Consider the following 21310-nt stretch of genomic DNA (forward strand, 5'->3'; position numbering starts at 1 on the left):
GCCCTAGTCGGGAGCTCTTCCCGAACACGTCGGCCCCGCCCCAACCGTTGTGGTTGAGGCGGGGCTTCGTCGTGAGCAGCTCTACACTGTGTATCCATGAAGAGGATTGGACTCACAGGCGGAATCGGTAGTGGGAAATCGACCGTGGCCGGGCTCCTCGGTGCCGCGGGATTGCCCATCGTGGATGCGGACAAGATCGCGCGGACGGTCGTCGAACCGGGGCAGCCGGCCCTTGGCGACCTCGTCGACGCCTTCGGTGAGGCCATCCTGGAACCTACCGGACGGCTCAATCGGGCCGAGCTGGCCCGTCGAGCCTTCGCGTCGACGGCCGGTACGCAAACCCTCAACGCCATCACCCACCCGCGTATTAGGGCGGAAGCCAACCGGCAATTCGCCGAGGCGGAGGCGCGAGGCGCCGACGCCGCCGTTTACGACATGCCACTGCTCGTCGAACTGGGAGCGGATAAGGAAATGGACCTGGTCATCGTCGTCGATGTGGCCCCCGAGATTCGCGTGGCGCGACTCGTGGAACACCGAGGCCTGGACGCCGAGGATGCACGGCGTCGCATCGCCGCTCAGATCGACGACGCCGCCCGTCGAGCCGCAGCCGACATCGTCATCGACAACTCCGGATCGCTCGAGGATCTCACGGCCCAGGTCGACGGCGTGCTCGCCCGGATCGCGGCCCTCTAGCCCGCCTCTTTTCGCCCTTCGCTGTCACCGGCGCTGTCGCTCTTCGCCGAGGATGTCTTCCGGTGACAGCCAAGGGCGAAAGCCGGTCCCGCCTTACGCCTCCAACGCCACCGCCGGGCTACATCAGGCTGTGATTCCACTCCCATGCGCTCTGCCCGGCCGGGTACCCCGGATGCCAGTTGCGCAGCGGGCGCCTGGCCCGAACCCACGCAACGGCCTGCTTCACCGCGCTGATCACAGCATGGAGATTCCAGCGGAGGCAGGAATCCGTGAACCTCAGCACGAGCCAGCCGTGCACCATGCCGGAGTTACTCTTCCACCGGTCCGAGACGAAGGAATCGGAGTCGAGGTGGTACTTGTGCGAGTCAATCTCAATGGCGATCCGCCATCGTTTGAGCAGAATGTCGTAGCAGTAGGGGCCAACGTATTCGTTGAGCCGGACCGCGAACCCTTCGGCGATGAGTTCTTTGGCCATATTCGACTCAAGCTTGCTGCGCGCACCGATGGGTGTGCGCTCGACGGCGCTCCGTAGCCACCTCGGTATCCGGCCCATGCGCGCTAGATCGACGTTCAATCGACGCCGCGCTCCCTTGCCCGAGTAGTGCTTCTCCACGAGGCGTTGTGCCAGTCGCGGAGTTTTGACGGCCGCCCACAGCGGCTCGACGACCGCGATTCCGTCCACCGAAGTGCGCGATGGCCCCCTCGAATGCGTGATGGAAAAGCCCAGTCCACGGATGGTTCGGGCCCCTTCCGCTCGGATGGGAAATGTCAGCGGCAGCCCCAGGTGGAGTGCAGCCGCAGACTCGCCGGTGAGGACCGCGTCGGGGTAAGCGGTGGTGATAGCGCGTGCGACCTCCTCGGGCGTGTAGCGGTCGACGTAGAGTCCACGAATAAGCCGGAAGAGCTGTTTGCCGGCGATCAATCGTGCCGTCCGGTACTTCGATATGCCCTGGTCGCGGAGTTGTTCGGTCGTGTAAGTAGCCATGAGCCGGACCCTAACGATGACGTGGCGACCTCGGCGCCAGCGTCGTGCAGCGCCTGTGGACAATCCGGCACCAGTCGTCGTGCTGTGGAAAACTCCGCGCATTCGCCCTTCGCTGTCACCGCGGTGCGCACGCCTCGAAACAACCCCCATCCGGTGACAGCGAAGGGCGAATACGCCCGGACGGGGCTCCTCCGAAGCCGCCGAAGCAGCCCGATCTCGAACCGCCGATACCGACGCCTTGACGGGCTCGTTATTGTGGGGCTATGGCATTCCCGGCTGAACACCCCGTCATCCCGCACTCTGACTTTCGTCCCGTTGGCGAGGTGGAGCGAAGCGCCGACGCCTTCGAGGTCGTCAGCGAGTTCCAGCCGTCAGGCGATCAACCCAAGGCCATCGCGGAGCTGGCGGAGCGGTTGAGTCGTGGTGAAGAGGATGTTGTGTTGCTCGGCGCTACCGGTACCGGTAAGTCGGCGACGGCGGCGTGGCTCATCGAGAAGATGCAGCGGCCCACGCTAGTCATGGCGCCGAATAAGACGTTGGCGGCTCAGTTGGCGAACGAGTTGCGCTCGTTGCTACCGAATAACGCGGTCGAGTACTTCGTGAGCTATTACGACTACTACCAGCCCGAAGCCTACATCGCGCAGACCGATACCTACATTGAAAAGGATTCGTCGATCAACGAGGACGTGGAACGCTTGCGGCATTCGGCGACGTCGGCGTTGCTGTCGCGGCGTGACGTCGTCGTGGTCAGCTCGGTGTCCTGCATCTATGGCCTCGGCACCCCGCAGTCCTACTTGGATAGGTCGGTGGTGTTGCGCATAGACGAGGAGATCGACCGAGATCGTTTTCTCAGGCTGCTGGTGGATATTCAGTACGAGCGCAACGACTACGCCTTTAAGCGGGGCACCTTCCGGGTGAAGGGCGACACGGTCGATATCATCCCGGCGTACGAGGAGGTGGCGGTGCGCATCGAGTTCTTCGGCGATGACATCGACGCGCTCTACTACATTCACCCACTCACTGGCGAGGTCATCCGGCAGGTGGACGAGCTGCGTATTTTTCCGGCCACCCACTACGTCGCCAGTGAGGAACGCATGGCTAAGGCCATCGAGGCGATCAAGGAAGAGCTGGCGGAGCGGCTGGAAGATCTGGAGAATCGCGGTAAGCTGCTGGAGGCGCAGCGCTTGCGGATGCGCACAGAGTACGACATCGAGATGATCGAACAGGTGGGCTTCTGTTCGGGCATTGAGAATTATTCGCGGCACATGGACGGCCGCGAGGCGGGTTCCGCACCGGCGACCCTCATCGATTACTTCCCGGAGGATTTCCTCACCATCATCGACGAGTCCCACGTCACCGTGCCGCAGGTGGGTGGGATGTTCGAAGGGGACATGTCGCGCAAACGCAACCTCGTCGAGCACGGATTCCGGCTGCCGAGTGCGTTGGATAACCGCCCGCTGACCTTTGAAGAATTCGAGCAGCGCGTCGGCCAAACCGTGTATATGTCCGCTACGCCTGGCGATTACGAGTTGGCGGCAGCTGGCGGAGAGTTCGTCGAGCAGGTCATCCGGCCGACCGGGCTCGTCGATCCGAAGGTGGACGTTAGGCCCACGAAGGGCCAGATCGACGACCTCATCGATGAGATTCGCACGCGAACGGACAGAAACGAACGTGTCTTGGTGACGACGCTGACCAAGCGGATGGCCGAAGACCTCACCGATTACCTTCTCGAACACGGGGTGCGCGTGCGCTACCTGCACTCGGATATCGACACGCTCCAGCGCGTCGAACTGCTGCGGCAGCTCAGGCTGGGGGAGTACGACGTCCTGGTCGGCATCAACCTTCTGCGTGAGGGCCTCGACCTGCCCGAGGTGTCGCTGGTGGCTATCCTCGACGCCGATAAGGAGGGCTTCCTGCGCTCGACGAAGTCGCTCATCCAGACCATCGGCCGCGCGGCGCGCAACGTATCCGGCGAGGTCATCATGTATGCCGACAAGGTCACCGAATCGATGCAGTACGCCATCGAGGAGACGGAGCGACGACGGGAAAAGCAACTCGCCTATAACAAGGAGCACGGCATCGACCCGCAGCCGCTGCGCAAGAAGATCGCGGACATCCTCGACCAGGTGTACGACACCACCGACGACGGCCCCGCCAGTACACGAGCCAAGGGGGACGTCGCCGTCGTAGAGAAGCGGGATACCTCGTCGATGGCGGCCGATGAACTTGAAGGACTCATTGCGGACCTGACAGCCCAGATGCGAGCCGCCGCGCAGGAGCTCAAGTTCGAACTTGCCGGCCGGTTGCGCGACGAGATCATCGCGGTGAAGAAAGAGTTACGAGGTGTGAAAGAGGCAGGTATTTGAGCCACTGTGCTATCAAAGTAGAGGGAACTCGATGGAGTTCCAGGCTTAGTTGAAATCCTGCTTGAAGGGGTCGTTAATCGTGTACAGCTACAAGACCATCGTCGTCGGTACCGACGGTTCGGATACCTCCCTCGTCGCCGTTCGTCACGCCGCCTCCATGGCACGCGTCTACGACGCCGCGTTGGTGCTCGTCTGCGCCTACCACGGCACCACCCACACGCTTCTCAACTCCCCGAACCGGGATATCTCTGCTCTTCCGGTCGTCAGCGAGTCCCGTGCCGAGGAGTACCTCACCGACGCGAAGGTCATCGCCGAAGAAGAAGGCGTGACCAACATCAAGCTTGAGGCTCGCGCCGCCACCGCTGTCAACGCCCTCATGCACGCGGTCGACGATAACGACGCTGACGCGCTCGTCATCGGCAACAAGGGGATGAACACCATCACCGGTCGGGTCTTTGGCAACATTCCCACCGAGATCGCCCGCCGCGCCAAGGTTGACGTGGTTCTCGTTAACACTCAGGAGACCCGCGCCTAACGCCGGAATTGCTATACTCGGGCGAACTATCAATCGGCCGGAGAAATCGTAGGGGCAGTGATGAGTGATCAGTACAGCACGGTCGTGGTGGGCAGCGACGGCTCTAAGTCCTCGATGCTTGCCGTCGAGCGGGCCGCCCAGATCGCCTCGGCCTTTTCTGCCCGGCTGGTCATCGGCTGCGCCTACTACGAAACCGAGGCGGAGGCCGACGCGGTCCCGCGGCGGGACTCGGTGCTCATCGTGGGGGCGGACGTCGCCCAGGCGAACCTCGACCGCTCAGCTGAGTACGCCCGGACTGTCGGAACCTGTGAAGTGTCCACGGCCTTGCGCCAGGGCACGCCGGTTCAGGCGCTGATGGCCATCGTCAAGGACGTTGGCGCGGATCTTCTCGTCGTCGGTAATCGCGGTATCAACTCGCTGACGGGTCGTCTGCTTGGTTCCGTGCCGGCGGACGTCGCCCGGCAGTCCGATTGCGACGTCATGATCGTTCACACCGTGAACTAGCGACGGTCGCTATGGCTGAGGCCAGTCGCCGATGACGGTGAGCGTCCGCGTGGCTCGCGTGACTGCCACGTAGAGGTCCTGCCATCCCTGGGGAGACGCCTCGACGATGTCCGCCGGTTCCTCGACGATGACGTGGTCAAATTCCAGCCCCTTGATGTCGCCGACGGTGGCGGCGTCGATCACCCGACAGCTGCCCGCCCCGAGGTCCGTCGGAACAGGACTGCCGGTGGGCAGCCATGTGACGTCCTCTCCGGTGGATCGGATCGCGAGGGCAGGGGTAGCCGAGGGGTCGATGATGGTCAAGAGTTCGTTGGCCACCTCCATGATCTCGGCGGGGGTGCGGTAGTTCACCGTGAGTTCGTGACGGCGGAAGCGCCCACCGACGAAGGGCTCGAGGGCAACCTCCCAGGAGTCCGTGCCCGCCGGGGCTCCGGTCTGCGCGGTGTCGCCCACCACGGTCATCCAGCGTCCGGGGCAACGGCGGAAGATCATCCGCCACTCCATCGGGGTGAGCTCTTGGGCTTCGTCGACGATCACATGGCCGTAGGCCCATTCGTGGTCGGCGGCGGCCCGTTCGGCGGTGGATCGATGATCCCGCACCTCCTGCCGCTGGGCTAGGTGCTGGGCGTCGATGACGTCCGCGGCGGAGAGGATCTCGGCCTCGAATTGATCGTCGTCGTTGTCGGTGGAGTCCGAGGAGCTGAGGATGTCGATGGCGTTTTCCGCGTCTGCGAGCTCCTGGCTCCACGAGTCGTCTTCCGGGCTGGCCTCGTCCTCGTGGAGCTCTGCCGGCGATGCGCCGATGAGGACGAATAACTCGTCCAGTAGGGCTGCGTCGGACGCCGCCCAGCCAAGGCCGGGCTCGCGGTAGAGGGCGTGGCGGGTGGCGTCGTCGTAGTCTGCGGCTACGTCGTCGATGAATTCCGCTGAGGATAACAGTTCCTCGAGGACCTGTGCCGGGGTGAGGAAGGGCCACAGCGCATCGATGAGAGCCTCGACGCTCGGCTCTTCGGCGAGATCGTCGTGAAGCTGGTCGATATCCGCGTCGCTGAGCAGGTTCCGGCCTCCGAGCGGATCGGCTCCGATCCGCTCACCGAGCTCTCGGGCCAGCGCCTCGGTGAGATGCTCCGCGAACAGCCCTCGGGCGTCGTTGTGAGCTTTGCGCGAACGCCGAGCTCGGGTCCGGGCGGCCTTAATCATGTCAGGTGTGGCGTCGAGTTCGATGGATCCGCTGCGCACCCGCATGGAATTCTCGGGGACACGCTGATAGCGCCTAACCGCTTCGCGCAGGATAGTGACCATCTCTGCCGACCCCTTAACTTCCCGAGCCAGCAGAGACTCGTCGCGGCTGGGACGAACACCGGGGTAAAGCTCGCCCACCGTGGACAGGACCACGCCGGTCTCGCCCAGCTCCGGCAGCACCCGTGAAATGTAGTCCAAGAAAGTGCTATTCGGGCCGACGATGAGCACGCCGGTCTTGGCGAGTTGATCGCGGTACGTGTAGAGCAGATAGGCCACCCGGTGCAGAGCGACGGCGGTCTTGCCGGTACCCGGCCCGCCCTGCACCACCATGACGCCGCGGTGAGGGTCGCGGATGATTTCATCCTGCTCTCGCTGGATGGTCTCGACGATGGACTGCATCCGGCCCGTGCGAGGCTGCGACAACGCGTGGTGGAGGGCACTTTCGCTGCCGACTCCGGCGCGTTCGCTGGCGTCGACGTCAGCAGAGAGGGCCTCATCGTCGATGCGGGTCACGGTGCGCCCGGAGGTACGGATGTGACGGCGCAGCCGCACGCCCTCTGGCTGCGCCGTGGTCGCGAGGTAGAACGGCCGGGCCATGGGAGCCCGCCAATCGATGAGTAAGGAGCGGTAGTTGTCCGCGCGGTCGTCGAGCCCCATGCGGCCGATGTAGCGACGATCTACCCCCGGTTGACCCGGTACGGGGTTTTCCACGATGTGCGAGGCCACGTCGATCCGGCCGAAGACGAGACCGAGTTGGGCCACGGCCAGGCGGTCGAGCTTGGTGTTGAGACCGTGGTACTCGGTCTCGCGGCGGATGAGGGCCTCGACGTTGTCCGGGTTGCCCGGCTCATCAACCTCCAGCTGCACCTGCCGTAGACGTTCGTTGGCCCGGGCCACTTCTTCGTCGAGGCGGGCGAATAGACCATCGACGTAGGCCTGTTCCGCTGCGATGGCTGACTCGTCATCTTTTCGCGTCATGGTGCTCGGGACACCCTCCTTAGGCGGTAAACGAATCCTCTAGTGTAGCAATTCCCGCTTGCCGATTCCCGCCGCGCTTGCGAAAGCCACCGCCCGGCGCCATCCGTAGTGGGAGGCGCCGGGCGGTGGCGGAGGAAGGACTTCTGTTCCTACTTGATGTTCGCAGCTGCCTTGTCGACCAGCTTGGCCGCGCGGTCTTGCAGCTTCGAGGCCTGCTTCTGCGCGCGCTTTCCGGCGCGACCGGACTTCTTCTCAGCGTCGGCAGCGGCGGCACGAGCCCGCTTCTGAGCCTTCTCGGCAGCCTTCGCAGCACGAGTCCGGGCGACCTTAGCCTCGGACTTTGCCTGCTCGACGAAGCCTTCGCCCTGCTTGAGGAGGGTCTCTCCCTGCTTGCGGGCCTGTTCGGCCCACTGCGGGGCGTTATCGGCGGCCTTCTGTGCGGCGTCCTTGCCCTGCTCAACCAGGGCGCCGGCGGTCACGGCGGCGGTCGCAGCTACCGCCTGGGCCTTGTCCTTCCAGTCATCCTTGTTCTCGTCCACGTACTCGGCGACCTGGGCGGAAGCCTTCTTCGCGGCTTCCTGGGTCTGCTCGGCCTTCTCCGACAGCCACTCAGAGGCCTGGGACATCGCGGTTTCGGTTTGGCTCTGCGTGGGCAGCGCCGCCTGGACGGCCTGCGAGGCGTCCTTGGCCGCGCGGCCGGCACGCCATCGCAGACCCGGCTTGCCGGCGGTGTCCATGGTGGTGATGCCCAGCCCGCCGAGCAGCGCGATGTCGGTGAGGAAGCCCTGGCGGCGGGCGGTGCGCTCCTCGGAGTCTTCGGCGTCCCAGAAGGCGTGGCGGCCAACGATCGTGGGGATAGCGGTGAGAACCAGCAGGCCGGCGCTCAAGCGAGGAGCCTTGCCGAGGGCGAGCAGGGAACCGGCGCCAACCTTGGTGCCACCAACAACCCGGGCAGCCAACGCCGGGGAGGCGGGAATATACGAGGCGTAGGCGGCCGGAATGACCTTGCGGGCGGCCTTGATCGCGGACTCGGCGGAGTCCTTGTGAGCGTCGGTGTTGATGAGGGTATCGACGCCGTCGGCAATGTATACGGAGGCGAGCATCGGCCGGGCAATCGTGCGGATCATAAGTGTTACAGTCTCCTTAAATTCTTTAACGCGCAACTACAACCACTGTAGCGCGGGGTGGTGGGACCGGCTACCAGCGGCGCTGGAGCCACTCGTCGAGGTGCGGGCGCTGCGCTCCCAACGTCGTGGATTCGCCATGGCCGGGGTGGACCACGGACTCGTCACGATAGACGTCGAAGAGCCGCTCCGTGACGTCGGTAAACAACCGGACGAAGTCGCCCTCACTCGCCGTCTTCCCCAGGCCGCCGGGGAAAAGGCTATCGCCGACGAACAGATGCGGGATCCCGCCCATCCGAACGGCGAGGCCTGCGCCGCCGGGCGTATGACCGCGGAGCACGAACGCAGGCAATTCGTGGCCGGCAAACTCCACGATGTCACCTTGATCGAGCTGGACATCCACGGGTGCCGGCAGTGCCGGAGTATCGAGGAAGGAAGCGATGTGGATAGCGCCGGTGCGGTCAAGCACCTCGGGCAGGGCCCGGACATGGTCCGAATGGCGGTGGGTGGTCAACACCATCGTGATGGTTACCCCCGTGCGTTCTGCGAGGGCGAGGATGGCGTCGGCGTCGTCGGCAGCGTCAATGAGCAGGCCCTCGTGCTGGTCGTGAAGCAGGTAGACGTTATTATCCATCTCCGAGACGGAGATCTGAGCGAGTTGCAATTCCTCGTGCGCAGTCATGGTCCCTCATTGTAACTACGCCGGCTCTCCGTGGCGCGACCCCGTTTTCGATGGTATGTTCGGCTTTCGGATCTGGGACGGATGATGAAAGGCGGCTGACGTGGCAGACCGAATTACCGTGCGTGGGGCGCGGGAGCACAATCTCAAGGGCGTAGACGTCGTGCTGCCTCGGGACAAGATGGTGGCCTTTACTGGCCTGTCGGGTTCGGGCAAGTCTTCCCTCGCTTTTGACACCATCTTTGCGGAAGGGCAGCGACGCTACGTGGAGTCCTTAAGCTCCTACGCGCGTATGTTCCTCGGGCAGATGGATAAGCCGGATGTCGACTACATTGATGGGCTCTCCCCGGCGGTGTCCATCGACCAGAAGTCGACGAACCGAAACCCTCGTTCCACCGTCGGCACGATCACCGAGATCTATGACTACTTGCGTCTGCTCTACGCCCGCGCGGGTACTGCGCACTGTCCGGTGTGCGATGCGATTATTGACCGGCAGACTCCGCAGCAGATCGTCGACCAGGTTCTTACCGAGGCGGAGCGCACGAAGTTCCAGGTGCTAGCGCCCGTCGTCCGGACCAGGAAGGGGGAGTTCGTTGATCTGTTCGCCGATCTGGCCGCCCAGGGCTACTCGCGCGTCAAGGTGGACGGGGAGATGTACCAGCTCAGCGACCCGCCCACGCTGAAGAAGCAGATCAAGCACACCATCGACGTCGTTGTCGATCGCCTCACTGTGAAGGCGAGCCAGAAGCAGCGGCTCACCGACTCGGTAGAGACTGCACTGAAGCTGGCGGACGGCCTGGTCACCATTGACTGGGTGGAACGCGACGCCACCGATCCGCGTCGCAGCGTGATGTATTCGGAAAAGATGGCCTGCCCGAACGGGCATCCGCTCGACATCGACGAGTACGAGCCGCGCGCCTTTTCCTTCAACTCTCCCTACGGCGCCTGCCCGGTTTGCGAGGGCATCGGAACCCGCAACGAGGTCGACATCGACCTCCTCATCCCGGACCCGGACGCCCCCGTCAACGCGGCCGTGCAACCATGGACCAGTTCGCCCAACCGGGAGTACTTTGCCAAGCTAGTCGAGGGACTGGCCCACGCGATGGGTTTTTCTCCCACCACGCCTGTGTCCGCACTGAAGAAGAAGGAGCGAGATGCCTTCCTCAACGGTTCCGACATTGAAGTGCGCGTGCGGTACAAGAACCGCTTCGGCCGGATGCGCAATTGGAGCGCACCGTTTGAGGGCGTGCGCGGGTGGATCAACCGCAAGCTGGAACAGTCTGAGTCCGAGCACGCCAAGGAGCGGTTCCTCGCCTATACCCGCCTCGTGGACTGCCCTAGCTGCCACGGCACTCGGCTGAAGCCGGAAATCCTAGCGGTGCGCATCGAAGGCGCCGACGGGCGCGACCTTTCCATCGCCGAGCTGACCGGGCTGTCCATTGAGGAAGCCTCGGCGTTCCTCGCAGACTTGAAGCTAGGGCAGCGCCAGGCCATCATCGCGGCCGCAGTGCTGCGGGAGATCCAAGCACGTCTGCAGTTCCTTGTTGATGTGGGCCTGACGTATCTCACCCTCAACCGTGCTGCCGGCACGCTTTCTGGTGGGGAAGCGCAGCGCATCCGGCTGGCCACTCAGATCGGTTCCGGGCTGGCGGGAGTGCTCTACGTGCTGGACGAGCCGTCCATCGGCCTGCACCAGCGCGATAATCAGCGCCTGATCGCCACGCTGAAGAAGCTGCGCGACTTGGGCAACACGCTCATCGTCGTCGAACATGATGAGGAGACCATTCGCGAGGCCGATTGGTTGGTCGATATTGGCCCTCGGGCCGGCGAGTACGGCGGTGAGGTGGTCTACCAGGGCGAGCCAGCCGGGATCCTTGACGCGGCAGACTCACTCACGGGCGACTACCTGGCCGGTCGCAAGGTGTTGGCAGTACCGGAGCGTCGCCGCGATATCGACCCGAAGCGGGTGCTCAAGGTAGTCGGCGCCCGTGAGAACAACCTCCGGGGCATCGATGTCACTATTCCCCTCGGAGTGTTCGTGTGCGTGACCGGCGTGTCGGGCTCGGGCAAGTCGACGCTCATTAACCAGATCCTGGCGAAGAACCTGCAAAACACCCTCAACCGGGCACGGCAGGTCCCCGGCCGCGCGAAGCGCGTTGAAGGCATGGAGCATCTGGACAAGCTCATTCAGATCGATCAGTCGCCCATCGGCCGGACGCCGCGTTCCAATCCAGCCACCTACACCGGGGTTTTCGACAAGATTCGCACTCTCTTTGCCGAGACCCAGGAGGCGAAAGTACGCGGATACAAAGCCGGCCGGTTCTCCTTCAACGTCAAGGGCGGCCGCTGCGAGGCGTGTCAAGGCGACGGGACTCTAAAGATCGAGATGAACTTCCTGCCGGACGTCTACGTCCCCTGCGAGGTGTGCGGCGGTGCCCGTTACAACCGGGAGACGCTGCAGGTCACCTACAAGGGGAAGAACATCTCCGAAGTTCTCGACATGCCCATCTCCGAGGCTGCCGAGTTCTTCGAACCCGTCTCCGCCATTCACCGTTACCTCAACACGCTGACTGAGGTTGGCCTGGGCTACGTGCGCCTCGGGCAAGCGGCCACCACGCTTTCTGGTGGCGAGGCCCAGCGAGTCAAGCTGGCGTCGGAGCTTCATAAGCGCTCCAAGGGGCGGACGATCTATATCCTCGACGAGCCGACGACGGGCCTGCACTTCGAGGACATTCGTAAGCTTATGCTGGTGATCCAGTCCCTGGTGGATAAAGGGAACTCGGTGGTCATTATTGAGCACAACCTCGACGTCATCAAGGCCGCCGACTGGGTGGTGGACATGGGGCCGGAGGGCGGTTCTGGCGGTGGAACCGTCGTCGCGGAAGGCACCCCCGAGGACGTGGCCACGGTCGCGGAGTCTCACACCGGCCGCTTCCTGCAGTCTCTGTTGGGGTAGGACGATGCCCCACCTGCTGCGAAGGCTGAGCGTTGCCATCTCGATGGTGAGTGCGCTGGCGGCCGGATGCGCGGCGCATTCCGATCCGGGCCGCACGGCCACCAACGTCGCTGCGCCGTCGAGCTCGACGCCGCGACCGGCCGTCGACGACGCGTTGGTTCAGCTGGTCGCCCGGGTGGAAGGCGACCTCGGAGGCCAGGTGGGCGTAGCTATCGCCGACGGTCAACATGTCGCTCACGCTGGGCTCAGTGGGGACAGCCCCGTGTGGTCGACGATCAAGGTTCCCATCGCCATCGCGGCCCTTGAGAAGGCTCGGGAATCCGGGCAACAAACCGGCTGGTTGGAGGCGCTCGCCCGGCAGGCGATCACCATTTCCGACAACGATGCGGCGACTGCCCTATGGCAGTCTCTGGGGACGACGGCGGAGTCGGCGACCGCCGTCGAGACGCTGGTCGGGGAGCTGGGAGGCGACATCAACGTCACCGACGCATTAGCAGGTAGGCCCGGTGCGCCCTTCGGCCGGGCGCGGTGGCCGCTGACCGATCAGGCACAGTTCGCCGCTCAGCTGCCGTGCTCAGCGCCGGCTAGGCGGGTATATGAACTTATGGGAGACATCGATCCGAGTCAGCGCGACGGGTTCGGTCACGTTCGCGGCGCCCACTTCAAGGGCGGCTGGAACGCCGACGCCGAGCTGGGCGCCTACACCTACCGCCAGTTCGGCACTCTCGCCGGTCCGCATGGTCCGGTGGGGGTGGCGGTCATCGTCCACCCGGAGGTGAGTTCTCACGTGGGTGCGGTGGAGCTCCTCGACGCGATGGCGAAGGGCGTGGCGGAGATCGTCGACGACGGCGACTTCGTCGGGTGCCGCCCCGCCGCCGGATGATTTGGCCTTTCCCGGGTGTGCTGCTAGCATGTTGACCACTACCGCCCGAGGATTCTTCTCCAGGAACGCTCGGGTCGCAAGCGGAGATTATCCCACCTCATCCCGCCTCTAGCGTGCTAGCGGTTGGGTACAGGTCAAAGGTATAACGGTCACTCATTGTGGCTGTGAAGCCTGGTATAGCTCCCGCGTGGTATGTCGGACGACATGCCAGCGGGTTTTTCTATGCCGCAGGGATCGCCTCATGTAAAAGCTTTCGACGTCGGTAGCGAATCACTAGCTTTCTATCTGAGGAGTCCACATCAGCGCTGAAGCTCGCATTAATGAGCGTATCCGAGTTCCGGAGGTCCGTCTGATCGGTCCGTCCGGCGAGCAGGTGGGCGTCGTTCGTACCGATGACGCTCGCAAGGTCGCCTATGAGGCAGACCTCGATCTCGTCGAGGTTGCTCCTAACGCGAAGCCGCCGGTCGCCAAGATCATGGACTACGGCAAGTACAAGTACGAGCAGGCCCAAAAGGCCCGCGAAGCCCGTAAGAACCAGCAGCAAACTGTGGTCAAGGAGCAGAAGTTCCGCCCCAAGATCGATGATCACGATTACGAGACCAAAAAGGGTAACGTGATTCGCTTCCTGGAGAAGGGCAACAAGGTCAAGGTCACGATCATGTTCCGCGGTCGCGAGCAGTCCCGGCCGGAGCTCGGGTATCGGCTCCTGGAACGGCTTGCAGGCGAGGTTGCCGACTACGGCATCATCGAGAATCGTCCGAAGCAGGACGGCCGCAACATGACGATGGTCCTCGGCCCTGTTCGCAACAAGGGTAAGAAGTAGCAGTTCACACGTTCACCTAAGAAATCCGTCGATTAAGGAATTTCCCCGATGAAGCAGAAGACCCACAAGGGCACCGCCAAGCGCATCAAGGTCACCGGCAAGGGCAAGCTGCGCCGCGAGCAGGCGGGCAAGCGCCACCTGATGGAGGCCATGTCCTCCAAGCGTCGCCGCAACCTCAAGGGCACCGTCGACGTCGCCAAGGCGGACACCAAGCGCGTCAAGCGCCTTCTTGGCCAGGGCTAGGCCACCGCAGCCAGCCTGACGTCCGTTTCACCTCATTAATTCATCCCCGATTTCTCTCATAAGGAAGTATCTCGATGGCACGTGTTAAGCGTTCCGTAAACGCCAAGAAGAAGCGCCGCACTATCCTCAAGGCCGCTAAGGGCTACCGCGGCCAGCGCTCCCGCCTGTACCGCAAGGCGAAGGAGCAGTGGCTGCACTCCATGACTTACGCGTACCGCGATCGCCGTGCCCGTAAGTCCGAGTTCCGCAAGCTGTGGATCCAGCGCATCAACGCCGCCGCCCGTCTCAACGGCATCACCTACAACCGTCTTATCCACGGTCTGCGCCTGGCCGAGATCGAGGTGGATCGCAAGATCCTCGCCGATCTCGCTGTGAACGACTTCGCTGCCTTCTCCGCCCTGTGCGAGGCTGCTAAGGCCGCCCTGCCGGAGGACGTCAACGCGCCGAAGGCCGCCTAGCTTATTCTGAGGCGACAACTTTACTCCCCCTAGCTGCTGCGGTGGCTAGGGGGAGTTGTGCGTTGTCCGTAGTTCGAGCGGTTGTGGCGGCGCATTAGGATGACGACCGTTGCTTAACCCAGAAAGTACAACGCGCTGACCAACTCTTCCAATGGCATCGGGGACAAGAACCCCTATGGCGACCCGCTGCAGGCGCATGCCTATGGCCAGCCCAATCCGCCGGTGGGCTACCCGGCCGCTGCGCCCACTGTGCCCTTCATCCAGCCGAAGTCGAGGCTGATCGCGCTGGTCCTGTGTTTCTTTCTGGGGTCTCTCGGCATTCACCACTTCTATGTGGGTAACAAGTCCGCGGGCTTCGGCATGCTGGCGCTGAGCGTGGTGGGCTGGGTGACTGCCATCGTGCTCATCGGGTTCGCCTTTTTGGGCGATTGTAGGACTGTGGTCGTTCGTGGACCTTGTTCTCATTGCCCTGGGCATCGGCTACTTCGCTGCTGACAGCCGTGGCGTGGAGTTGACCTGGTAACTTAGTTCGCCCGCGCGGGAACTATTCTCAAGACCATGAGTCTCGATTTCTCCTCGCCTTTCACCGAGCGCACACCGCGCATCGTCAACGCCGCCAAGTTGCATCGCGCTAAGGATCGGCGCAAGGCGGGACGATTCCTGGTTGAAGGCCCGAACGCCGTCGACGCCGCCGTGGCCACCTCCGCGGCGACGGACCTCTTTGTGACCGAGTCGGCCGCGGCCCGTTTTAACGATATTCTCACCGCCGCCGGATACCTCGACATCTACGTTCACCCCATTGACGACAAGGCAGCCCGGCATCTGTCGGATACGGTGACCACGACGGGCCTGTTTGCGGTGTGCCGGCCCGTATTGTGGAGCGTCGGGCAGGCCCTGGGTCGTGCTCCGAAGCTGGTGAGCGTCCCCGTCGAGACCGCCGATCCCGGTAACGCTGGAACGCTCATCAGGGTGTCCGACGCTATGGGCGCCGACGCGGTGGTGTTCGCCGGAGAGAGCGTGGATCCGCAGTCGAGCAAGACGGCCCGAGCGTCGGCCGGGTCGTTGTTCCATGTTCCGGTGGCCCGAGAGCAGAATGCCAAGGATGTCCTGGGCCAGCTTCGCGCTAAAGGCCTGACTATTTTAGCTACGGCGGCTGACGGGGAGGTGGATCTGGAGAACGCCGGTGAGCTGTTGGCCCAGCCGACCGCCTGGCTCTTCGGCAACGAAGCGCACGGTTTGGGGGAGAAGTATCTCGCCGCGGCGGACCATCGGGTACGGATCCCCATTCGCGGGCGCGCGGAGTCCCTCAATGTGGCCACCGCGGCCGGGATCTGCCTGTATGAGTCGGCGAAGGCGCAAGCGAGGGCCGTCGAAGCGTAGCTCGCGGCGCTCAAGCCCGGCCACCGCCGCCCAGCCACGGGTGCTTCACTAGACTGTGGCTACACTTGTACCGTTTTTAAGTACGTGGAGAAGGGAACAACTGTGACTGACAGCGCTCAGGTGGAGCTCACGGAGGCGTCGCTCGGCAGTGTCGCGGACGCGGCCATTGCCAGCTTCGATGCGGCGGGGAGCACGGAAGAGCTGAAGGCGGCCCGCCGAACCCACCTGGGGGAGGAGTCCGTCATCGCGAAGGCTCGCCAGGCCATCGGCACGTTGCCGAAGAACGAGCGCAAGGACGCTGGACGCTTCGTCAACATGGCCCGTGGCCGAGTGGAGAAGCACTACGCGCAGACCCTTGCTGCCCTTGAGGAGCGGGAGAAGCAGGCCCGGCTCGTCGCGGAACGCGTCGACGTCACGGTGCCGACCACCCGCCGGCAGACCGGCGCCATGCATCCGATCACCACCTTGAAGGAGCAGATTGCGGATATCTTCCTTGCCATGGGCTGGGAGATCGCCGAAGGCCCCGAGGTGGAAGCCGAGTACTTTAACTTCGATGCTTTGAACTTCAAGCCGGATCATCCGGCACGCACGCTGCAGGACACTTTCCACATCGGCGCGGAGGATTCCCGCCAGGTGCTGCGCACCCACACCTCGCCGGTGCAGGTTCGCACGCTGTTGGAACGCGACGTCCCGGTGTATATCGCCTGCCCGGGGCGGGTGTTTCGCACCGACGAGCTCGACGCCACGCACACCCCGGTGTTCCATCAGGTAGAAGGTCTGGCGGTGGACAAGGGTTTGACCATGGCGCACCTCAAGGGCACGCTCGACCACCTGGCCAAGGTGCTTTTCGGACCCGAAACCACCACCCGCATGCGCACGAACTACTTCCCGTTTACCGAGCCCAGCGCTGAGGTTGACGTCTGGTTCCCCAATAAGAAGGGCGGCGCCGGCTGGATCGAGTGGGGCGGTTGCGGCATGGTGAATCCGAATGTGCTGCGCGCGGTGGGCATCGACCCGGAAGAGTACTCCGGCTTCGCCTTCGGCATGGGCTTGGAGCGTACGCTGCAGTTCCGCAATGGGCTCACCGATATGCGCGACATGGTCGAAGGCGACGTTCGTTTCACCCTGCCGTTCGGCGTGCAGGCCTAGAAGTTCAACCCGGAAGGAACACCCATGTACATTGCACAGAATTGGCTCACCGGGCTGCTTCGCGGCATGGATCCGGCGCAGGCGCAGTGGTCCGTCAGCGCTGCGGAGCTCGACGCCGGATTCGTTCGCGTTGGTTTCGAAACTGAAGGCTACGCACCGATCCCGAGTTCTACCGGAGATATCGTCCTGGGCCGAGTGGAGCACATCGAAGAGCTCACCGGCTTTAAGAAGCCGATCCGTTACTGCCAGGTCAACGTCGGCGATGCTAATGGGACGGGCGAGTTGCAGGGTATTATCTGCGGCGCGCGTAATTTCGCGCTCGGTGACACCGTCGTCGTCGCACTGCCGGGTGCTGAACTGCCAGGCGGATTCAAGATCGCGGCCCGGAAGACCTACGACCACATCTCCAACGGCATGATGTGTTCGGCGGCGGAGCTGGGGCTGGCTACCAAGCAGAACTCGGGCATCATCATCCTGGAAGAGACGGTCGGGCATCCCGGCGAGGACGCTCGTGAGATCCTTGGGCTGGATGACACTGTCTTTGACGTCAACATCACCCCGGATCGTGGCTATGCGCTGTCTGCCCGTGGCCTGTCCCGCGAGATCGCTAGCGCGTTTGATCTCGTTTACCGCGATGTCGCTGAGGATCCTTCGCTCGCTGGGATTGACCTCACCGTCGTGCCTGAGCCGACGGGCGACGCCCTCGCCGTCGAGGTCAAGGAGGAGACGAATGCCCGCCGCTTTGGCATACGCAAGGTCACTGACATTGACCCGCAGGCACAGTCGCCTTTCTGGCTCCAGCGTGAGCTCATGTTGCTCGGCTCCCGCCCGGTTAATGCAGCTACCGACGTCACCAACTACATCATGTTCCTGCTGGGCACGCCGATGCACGCTTTCGACGCCGGCGTTATCTCCGGCGGGCTAACCGTGCGTAATGCCGTGTCCGGAGAGAGCTTCGAAACCCTCGATCATGTGCAGCGCACCCTCAGCGACGAGGACGTTGTCATCTGTGACGAGGCCGGTATTCAGTCCCTGGCTGGGGTTATGGGTGGCACCACGTCGGAGATCTCCGAGACCACCACGGACGTGTACTTCGAGGCCGCGGTGTGGGATCCGCGAGCGGTGGCGCGCACGTGCCGTCGCCATAAGATCAGCTCGGAGTCCTCGCGGCGCTTCGAGCGGGGCGTGGATGCTGCACTCGTGGAGACCGCCCTGGACTACGCGTGCGCGCTGCTCGTCGCCATCGCCGGCGGCACGGTAGAGCCGGTGCGCAGCCTCGTCGGCGATCCCACCCTGGCCGATCCGATTCGCCTGCACGTGGACCACCCGGCGAAGCTGATCGGGGTGCCCTACGACCGCGATACCGTCCAGCGCCGCCTGGCTGAAATTGGCGCCCGCGTCGTAGAAGCCGGCGACGGCGTGGTGTCTGTCACGCCCCCGACGTGGCGCACGGACATCACCATGCCGGAGGATCTCATCGAGGAAATCGTCCGGTTGGAGGGCCTTGACCAGGTTCCCAGTGTGCTTCCCACTCCGCGTGGCGGTACCGGGTTGACCGCACGGCAGCGTCGTACTCGGGCCATTGGTCACGCTCTGGCCTACGGCGGGTACGCAGAGATCCTGCCGACGCCGTTCATGGCGTCGTCAGTGCTCGATGATTGGGGCCTCGCCGCCGACGATTCTCGCCGCGGTGTCGTCTCCGTCCGTAACCCCTTGGACAGCGACTATGCGGTGCTGGGCACCACGTTGCTGCCGTCGATGCTGGAGGCGCTGGCCCGTAACGTCGCTCGTGGCCGGACAGATGTGACCCTCTACGGCCTCCAGCAGGTGGCCTTCCAGCGTTCCGAGCGTAGCCCGATGCCGGATGTGAGCCAGCGGCCGTCGGATGAGACGGTTGCTCAGCTCATCGACACATTGCCCGAGCAGCCTTTGCACGTGGCGACCGTGGCTGCCGGTGAGGTGGACCACACCGGGCCGTGGGGCGCTGGCCGCGCCTACACGTGGGCCGACGCGGTCGAGTCCGCCCGGATCGTCGCCCGCGCCGCTGGCGTAGAGCTCGACGTGGCGGCCGGCGACCAGCTGCCGTGGCACCCGGGCCGGTGTGCGCAGTTGCTCGTCGACGGCGTGGTGGTCGGTTACGCCGGCGAACTGCACCCGCAGATCCTCGCCGACGCTCACCTGCCGGAACGCACCTGCGCGATGGAGCTCAACGTCGATGCTCTGCCCTATGACGCGGTTCTTCCGGCGCCGGTGTTGTCGGCGTTCCCGGCCCTGCACCAGGACATTGCGCTGGTGGTGGACGAGGCCGTACCGGCCGAGGAGGTTCGCCGGGTAGTTGCCGAGGCCGCTGGGGAGCTTGTTGAGTCGGTCGAGCTCTTCGACGTCTTCCGCGGTGAGCAGCTGGGAGAGGGAAAGAAGTCCCTGGCCTTGAAGCTGCTCTTCCGGGCTGCTGACCGGACGCTGACGGACGATGAGGCTTCCGAACGTCGTCTGGTAGCTGCAGAGGCAGTGCGCGAACGCTTCGGCGCGGAGATGCGCGCCTAGCCGGTGCAAATCTCGGCCCGGGTCGGAATGTAACGGACGGGCCACAGCTTCGTTGCGACATGGTTGAGAGTCTTTCCTGCTGGTTGTTATCTCCAATAAACTCAGAGGTGATAACCAGTTCAAGGGAAGGATCGGATCATGTGGACGCGGAAGAGGGCCCTCGCCGGAGCGGCTGCGAGCGTGATGGTGGCATCGTCGATCATCGCCGCGCCGCTTTCTGTGGCGGCGGAGTCCGGGGTTCTCTACGTCCGGACGGATTCGCCGGTGCAATGCGAGGTTCGGCCCGGCGTCGACGGGCTAAAGATTGTCTGCACCTCTCCAACAGATGAGGCCTACGAGGCTATGCCGACGTGCGCGAAGGAAGATGGGGTTCCGGGAGTTCTCCTGGCCGAGGGGCGCTCGGACGTAGTGTGTTGGAACAAGGAACCTACTGCGGCGGAGAAGGTGCTGCTGCCCGGTGAGACCGTGGTGATGAATCACTACCTACTGTGGGCGGACAATGCCGGGGGACTGCATGTAGCGACGGACGTGGGGGAGTATGGCTACGTGGGTCCGGCCGGGGCGGCGGACTACGCTCCGGGTGGTATCAACTTCACCGGAAGTGCATAAAGTACGCAATCTTGCATAATGTGCGCTTGGGCCTGCTAGGCTCAAGCCATGACCATCTCAGTAGCCATCGCGGGTGCCACCGGATATGCAGGCGGAGAAATCCTTCGCCTGCTGCTCGGGCACCCGAAGTTTCTGTCGGGGGAATTGTCGATCGGGGCATTGACGGGGGCGTCGAACGCCGGTAGTCGAGTGGGTGATCTCATGCCACACCTGCCGCAGCTGGCCGATCGGATTATCGAGGACACTAACGTCGACACTCTGAGTGGGCACGACGTCGTGTTCCTCGGGCTTCCCCACGGGCACTCCGCGGCTATCGGCCGAGCGCTCGGCGAGGACACCGTGGTCATCGACTGTGCCGCTGATTTTCGGCTGCGCGACGCCGCCGAGTGGGAAAGCTACTACGGGTTGCCGCACCCGGGGAGCTGGCCTTACGGAATTCCGGAGATGCCGGGACATCGTGAGCAACTGAGCGGGGCGCGTCGGATTGCGGTGCCGGGATGTTTCCCGACGGGCGCCACCCTGGCATTGCTACCCGCCGTGGCAGCCGGGCTCATTGAGCCGGACGTGGCGATCACGTCCGTCACCGGGGTGTCGGGAGCAGGGAAGAAGGCATCGGTGGCAATGCTGGGGGCGGAGACGATGGGCAGTCTCAAGGCCTATAACACTGCTGGGCGGCACCGGCATACCCCGGAGATTGAGCAGAACCTCGGCGAGGTGTCTACCGTGCCCGTAACGGTGAGCTTCACCCCGGTTTTGGCGCCGTTGCCACGAGGGATCCTCACCACTGCCACCGCCCGTGTGGCTCGTGCGGTGACTCAGGAAGAGGTATCCGAGGTATATGAAGCCTTCTACCGAGACGAGCCCTTCGTTGCGGTGCTGGCGCCGGGGCAGCAGCCCCAGACACAGAACGTGGTGGGTAGCAACATGTGTCACGTGCAGGCGGAGGTCGACGTCCGCTCCCACCGTCTGCTGGCCACCTCGGCCATTGACAACCTCACCAAGGGCACCGGCGGCGCTGCCGTGCAGTGCATGAACCTGGCTCTTGGCTGGCCGGAGACGAGCGGTCTAGCGCGGGCGGGTGTGACTCCTTAACAGCACCGGGGTGCATAAATTCCAAATATGTGAATCTTGTGATAATGTGCACTCTCATACTGTTAAG

The 21310-nt window shown here is 63.9% G+C and carries 19 protein-coding genes; 15 read left to right on the forward strand and 4 right to left on the reverse strand.

Features of this window, described 5'->3' with window-relative positions:
- The first annotated feature begins 96 nt into the window (after nucleotides 1-96).
- The gene (gene coaE, locus CUTER_RS04880) at nucleotides 97-693 is read left to right on the forward strand and encodes a dephospho-CoA kinase (protein WP_047259479.1); all 597 of its coding nucleotides are present in this window, start codon (nucleotides 97-99) and stop codon (nucleotides 691-693) included.
- Between the two features lie 118 nt (nucleotides 694-811).
- On the opposite strand, the gene CUTER_RS04885 is transcribed toward coaE, so the two are convergent.
- Nucleotides 812-1678, reverse strand: a complete 867-nt coding sequence (locus CUTER_RS04885; protein ID WP_047259480.1) for a hypothetical protein — start codon at nucleotides 1676-1678, stop codon at nucleotides 812-814.
- Nucleotides 1679-1941: 263 nt separating this feature from the next.
- On the opposite strand from CUTER_RS04885, the gene uvrB reads away from it, so the two are divergent.
- From uvrB to CUTER_RS04900, 3 genes are all read left to right on the forward strand, one after another.
- Nucleotides 1942-4044, forward strand: coding sequence for an excinuclease ABC subunit UvrB (gene uvrB, locus CUTER_RS04890; protein ID WP_047259481.1), 2103 nt, complete (start codon nucleotides 1942-1944; stop codon nucleotides 4042-4044).
- Nucleotides 4045-4123: 79 nt separating this feature from the next.
- Nucleotides 4124-4579, forward strand: a complete 456-nt coding sequence (locus CUTER_RS04895) for a universal stress protein (protein WP_047259482.1) — start codon at nucleotides 4124-4126, stop codon at nucleotides 4577-4579.
- Nucleotides 4580-4639: 60 nt separating this feature from the next.
- Entirely contained in the window at nucleotides 4640-5083 is a 444-nt protein-coding gene (locus tag CUTER_RS04900; protein WP_047259483.1) for a universal stress protein, read from the forward strand.
- A gap of 9 nt (nucleotides 5084-5092) precedes the next feature.
- Here the strand turns inward: CUTER_RS04900 and CUTER_RS04905 are convergent, their stop codons facing one another.
- The 3 genes from CUTER_RS04905 to CUTER_RS04915 form a co-directional block, all read right to left on the reverse strand.
- Nucleotides 5093-7303 (reverse strand): HelD family protein, encoded by a 2211-nt coding sequence (locus CUTER_RS04905; protein WP_047259484.1) that lies wholly within the window; start codon nucleotides 7301-7303, stop codon nucleotides 5093-5095.
- A gap of 149 nt (nucleotides 7304-7452) precedes the next feature.
- A complete protein-coding gene (locus tag CUTER_RS04910) occupies nucleotides 7453-8430 on the reverse strand; it encodes a DoxX family protein (protein WP_047259485.1) in 978 nt (325 codons plus the stop codon).
- Between the two features lie 70 nt (nucleotides 8431-8500).
- Nucleotides 8501-9109 (reverse strand): MBL fold metallo-hydrolase, encoded by a 609-nt coding sequence (locus tag CUTER_RS04915; protein WP_047259486.1) that lies wholly within the window; start codon nucleotides 9107-9109, stop codon nucleotides 8501-8503.
- Between the two features lie 100 nt (nucleotides 9110-9209).
- Between CUTER_RS04915 and uvrA the strand changes: the two genes are divergently transcribed.
- The 11 genes from uvrA (at nucleotide 9210) to argC (ending at nucleotide 21243) form a co-directional block, all read left to right on the forward strand.
- Nucleotides 9210-12062 (forward strand): excinuclease ABC subunit UvrA, encoded by a 2853-nt coding sequence (gene uvrA / locus CUTER_RS04920; protein ID WP_047259487.1) that lies wholly within the window; start codon nucleotides 9210-9212, stop codon nucleotides 12060-12062.
- Nucleotides 12063-12066: 4 nt separating this feature from the next.
- Nucleotides 12067-12945, forward strand: coding sequence for a serine hydrolase (locus CUTER_RS04925; RefSeq protein ID WP_144412263.1), 879 nt, complete (start codon nucleotides 12067-12069; stop codon nucleotides 12943-12945).
- 298 nt (nucleotides 12946-13243) lie between these two features.
- The gene (gene infC, locus CUTER_RS04930; protein WP_082121272.1) at nucleotides 13244-13768 is read left to right on the forward strand and encodes a translation initiation factor IF-3; all 525 of its coding nucleotides are present in this window, start codon (nucleotides 13244-13246) and stop codon (nucleotides 13766-13768) included.
- A 48-nt stretch (nucleotides 13769-13816) separates the two neighbouring features.
- On the forward strand, nucleotides 13817-14011 hold the full coding sequence (rpmI, locus tag CUTER_RS04935; RefSeq protein WP_047259489.1) for a 50S ribosomal protein L35: 195 nt from the start codon (nucleotides 13817-13819) through the stop codon (nucleotides 14009-14011).
- A gap of 74 nt (nucleotides 14012-14085) precedes the next feature.
- Entirely contained in the window at nucleotides 14086-14469 is a 384-nt protein-coding gene (rplT, locus tag CUTER_RS04940) for a 50S ribosomal protein L20 (RefSeq protein ID WP_047259490.1), read from the forward strand.
- A gap of 249 nt (nucleotides 14470-14718) precedes the next feature.
- Nucleotides 14719-14964: a TM2 domain-containing protein gene (locus CUTER_RS12055; RefSeq protein ID WP_407919178.1), complete on the forward strand. Its 246-nt coding sequence runs from the start codon at nucleotides 14719-14721 to the stop codon at nucleotides 14962-14964.
- 63 nt (nucleotides 14965-15027) lie between these two features.
- Entirely contained in the window at nucleotides 15028-15849 is an 822-nt protein-coding gene (locus CUTER_RS04945; RefSeq protein ID WP_047259491.1) for a TrmH family RNA methyltransferase, read from the forward strand.
- Between the two features lie 102 nt (nucleotides 15850-15951).
- Nucleotides 15952-16998 (forward strand): phenylalanine--tRNA ligase subunit alpha, encoded by a 1047-nt coding sequence (gene pheS, locus CUTER_RS04950; protein ID WP_047259492.1) that lies wholly within the window; start codon nucleotides 15952-15954, stop codon nucleotides 16996-16998.
- A 24-nt stretch (nucleotides 16999-17022) separates the two neighbouring features.
- Nucleotides 17023-19542 (forward strand): phenylalanine--tRNA ligase subunit beta, encoded by a 2520-nt coding sequence (pheT, locus tag CUTER_RS04955; protein WP_047259493.1) that lies wholly within the window; start codon nucleotides 17023-17025, stop codon nucleotides 19540-19542.
- A 138-nt stretch (nucleotides 19543-19680) separates the two neighbouring features.
- Nucleotides 19681-20151 (forward strand): hypothetical protein, encoded by a 471-nt coding sequence (locus CUTER_RS04960; protein ID WP_047259494.1) that lies wholly within the window; start codon nucleotides 19681-19683, stop codon nucleotides 20149-20151.
- Nucleotides 20152-20199: 48 nt separating this feature from the next.
- Nucleotides 20200-21243 carry an N-acetyl-gamma-glutamyl-phosphate reductase gene (argC, locus tag CUTER_RS04965; RefSeq protein ID WP_047259495.1) on the forward strand — a complete coding sequence of 348 codons (1044 nt, stop codon included), beginning with the start codon at nucleotides 20200-20202 and terminating at the stop codon, nucleotides 21241-21243.
- Nucleotides 21244-21310: the final 67 nt, after the last annotated feature.

The organism is Corynebacterium uterequi (assembly GCF_001021065.1).
In the GTDB taxonomy this organism is placed as follows: Bacteria; Actinomycetota; Actinomycetes; order Mycobacteriales; family Mycobacteriaceae; genus Corynebacterium; species Corynebacterium uterequi.

What these genes read in the sequence shown, in the direction of transcription:
- coaE (WP_047259479.1), top strand. Translation starts at nt 97, where the DNA reads ATGAAGAGGATTGGACTCACAGGCGGAATCGGTAGTGGGAAATCGACC.
- CUTER_RS04885 (WP_047259480.1), bottom strand. Translation starts at nt 1,678, where the DNA reads ATGGCTACTTACACGACCGAACAACTCCGCGACCAGGGCATATCGAAG.
- uvrB (WP_047259481.1), top strand. Translation starts at nt 1,942, where the DNA reads ATGGCATTCCCGGCTGAACACCCCGTCATCCCGCACTCTGACTTTCGT.
- CUTER_RS04900 (WP_047259483.1), top strand. Translation starts at nt 4,640, where the DNA reads ATGAGTGATCAGTACAGCACGGTCGTGGTGGGCAGCGACGGCTCTAAG.
- CUTER_RS04905 (WP_047259484.1), bottom strand. Translation starts at nt 7,303, where the DNA reads ATGACGCGAAAAGATGACGAGTCAGCCATCGCAGCGGAACAGGCCTAC.
- CUTER_RS04910 (WP_047259485.1), bottom strand. Translation starts at nt 8,430, where the DNA reads ATGATCCGCACGATTGCCCGGCCGATGCTCGCCTCCGTATACATTGCC.
- CUTER_RS04915 (WP_047259486.1), bottom strand. Translation starts at nt 9,109, where the DNA reads ATGACTGCGCACGAGGAATTGCAACTCGCTCAGATCTCCGTCTCGGAG.
- CUTER_RS04925 (WP_144412263.1), top strand. Translation starts at nt 12,067, where the DNA reads ATGCCCCACCTGCTGCGAAGGCTGAGCGTTGCCATCTCGATGGTGAGT.
- rpmI (WP_047259489.1), top strand. Translation starts at nt 13,817, where the DNA reads ATGAAGCAGAAGACCCACAAGGGCACCGCCAAGCGCATCAAGGTCACC.
- rplT (WP_047259490.1), top strand. Translation starts at nt 14,086, where the DNA reads ATGGCACGTGTTAAGCGTTCCGTAAACGCCAAGAAGAAGCGCCGCACT.
- CUTER_RS04945 (WP_047259491.1), top strand. Translation starts at nt 15,028, where the DNA reads ATGAGTCTCGATTTCTCCTCGCCTTTCACCGAGCGCACACCGCGCATC.
- pheT (WP_047259493.1), top strand. Translation starts at nt 17,023, where the DNA reads ATGTACATTGCACAGAATTGGCTCACCGGGCTGCTTCGCGGCATGGAT.
- CUTER_RS04960 (WP_047259494.1), top strand. Translation starts at nt 19,681, where the DNA reads ATGTGGACGCGGAAGAGGGCCCTCGCCGGAGCGGCTGCGAGCGTGATG.
- argC (WP_047259495.1), top strand. Translation starts at nt 20,200, where the DNA reads ATGACCATCTCAGTAGCCATCGCGGGTGCCACCGGATATGCAGGCGGA.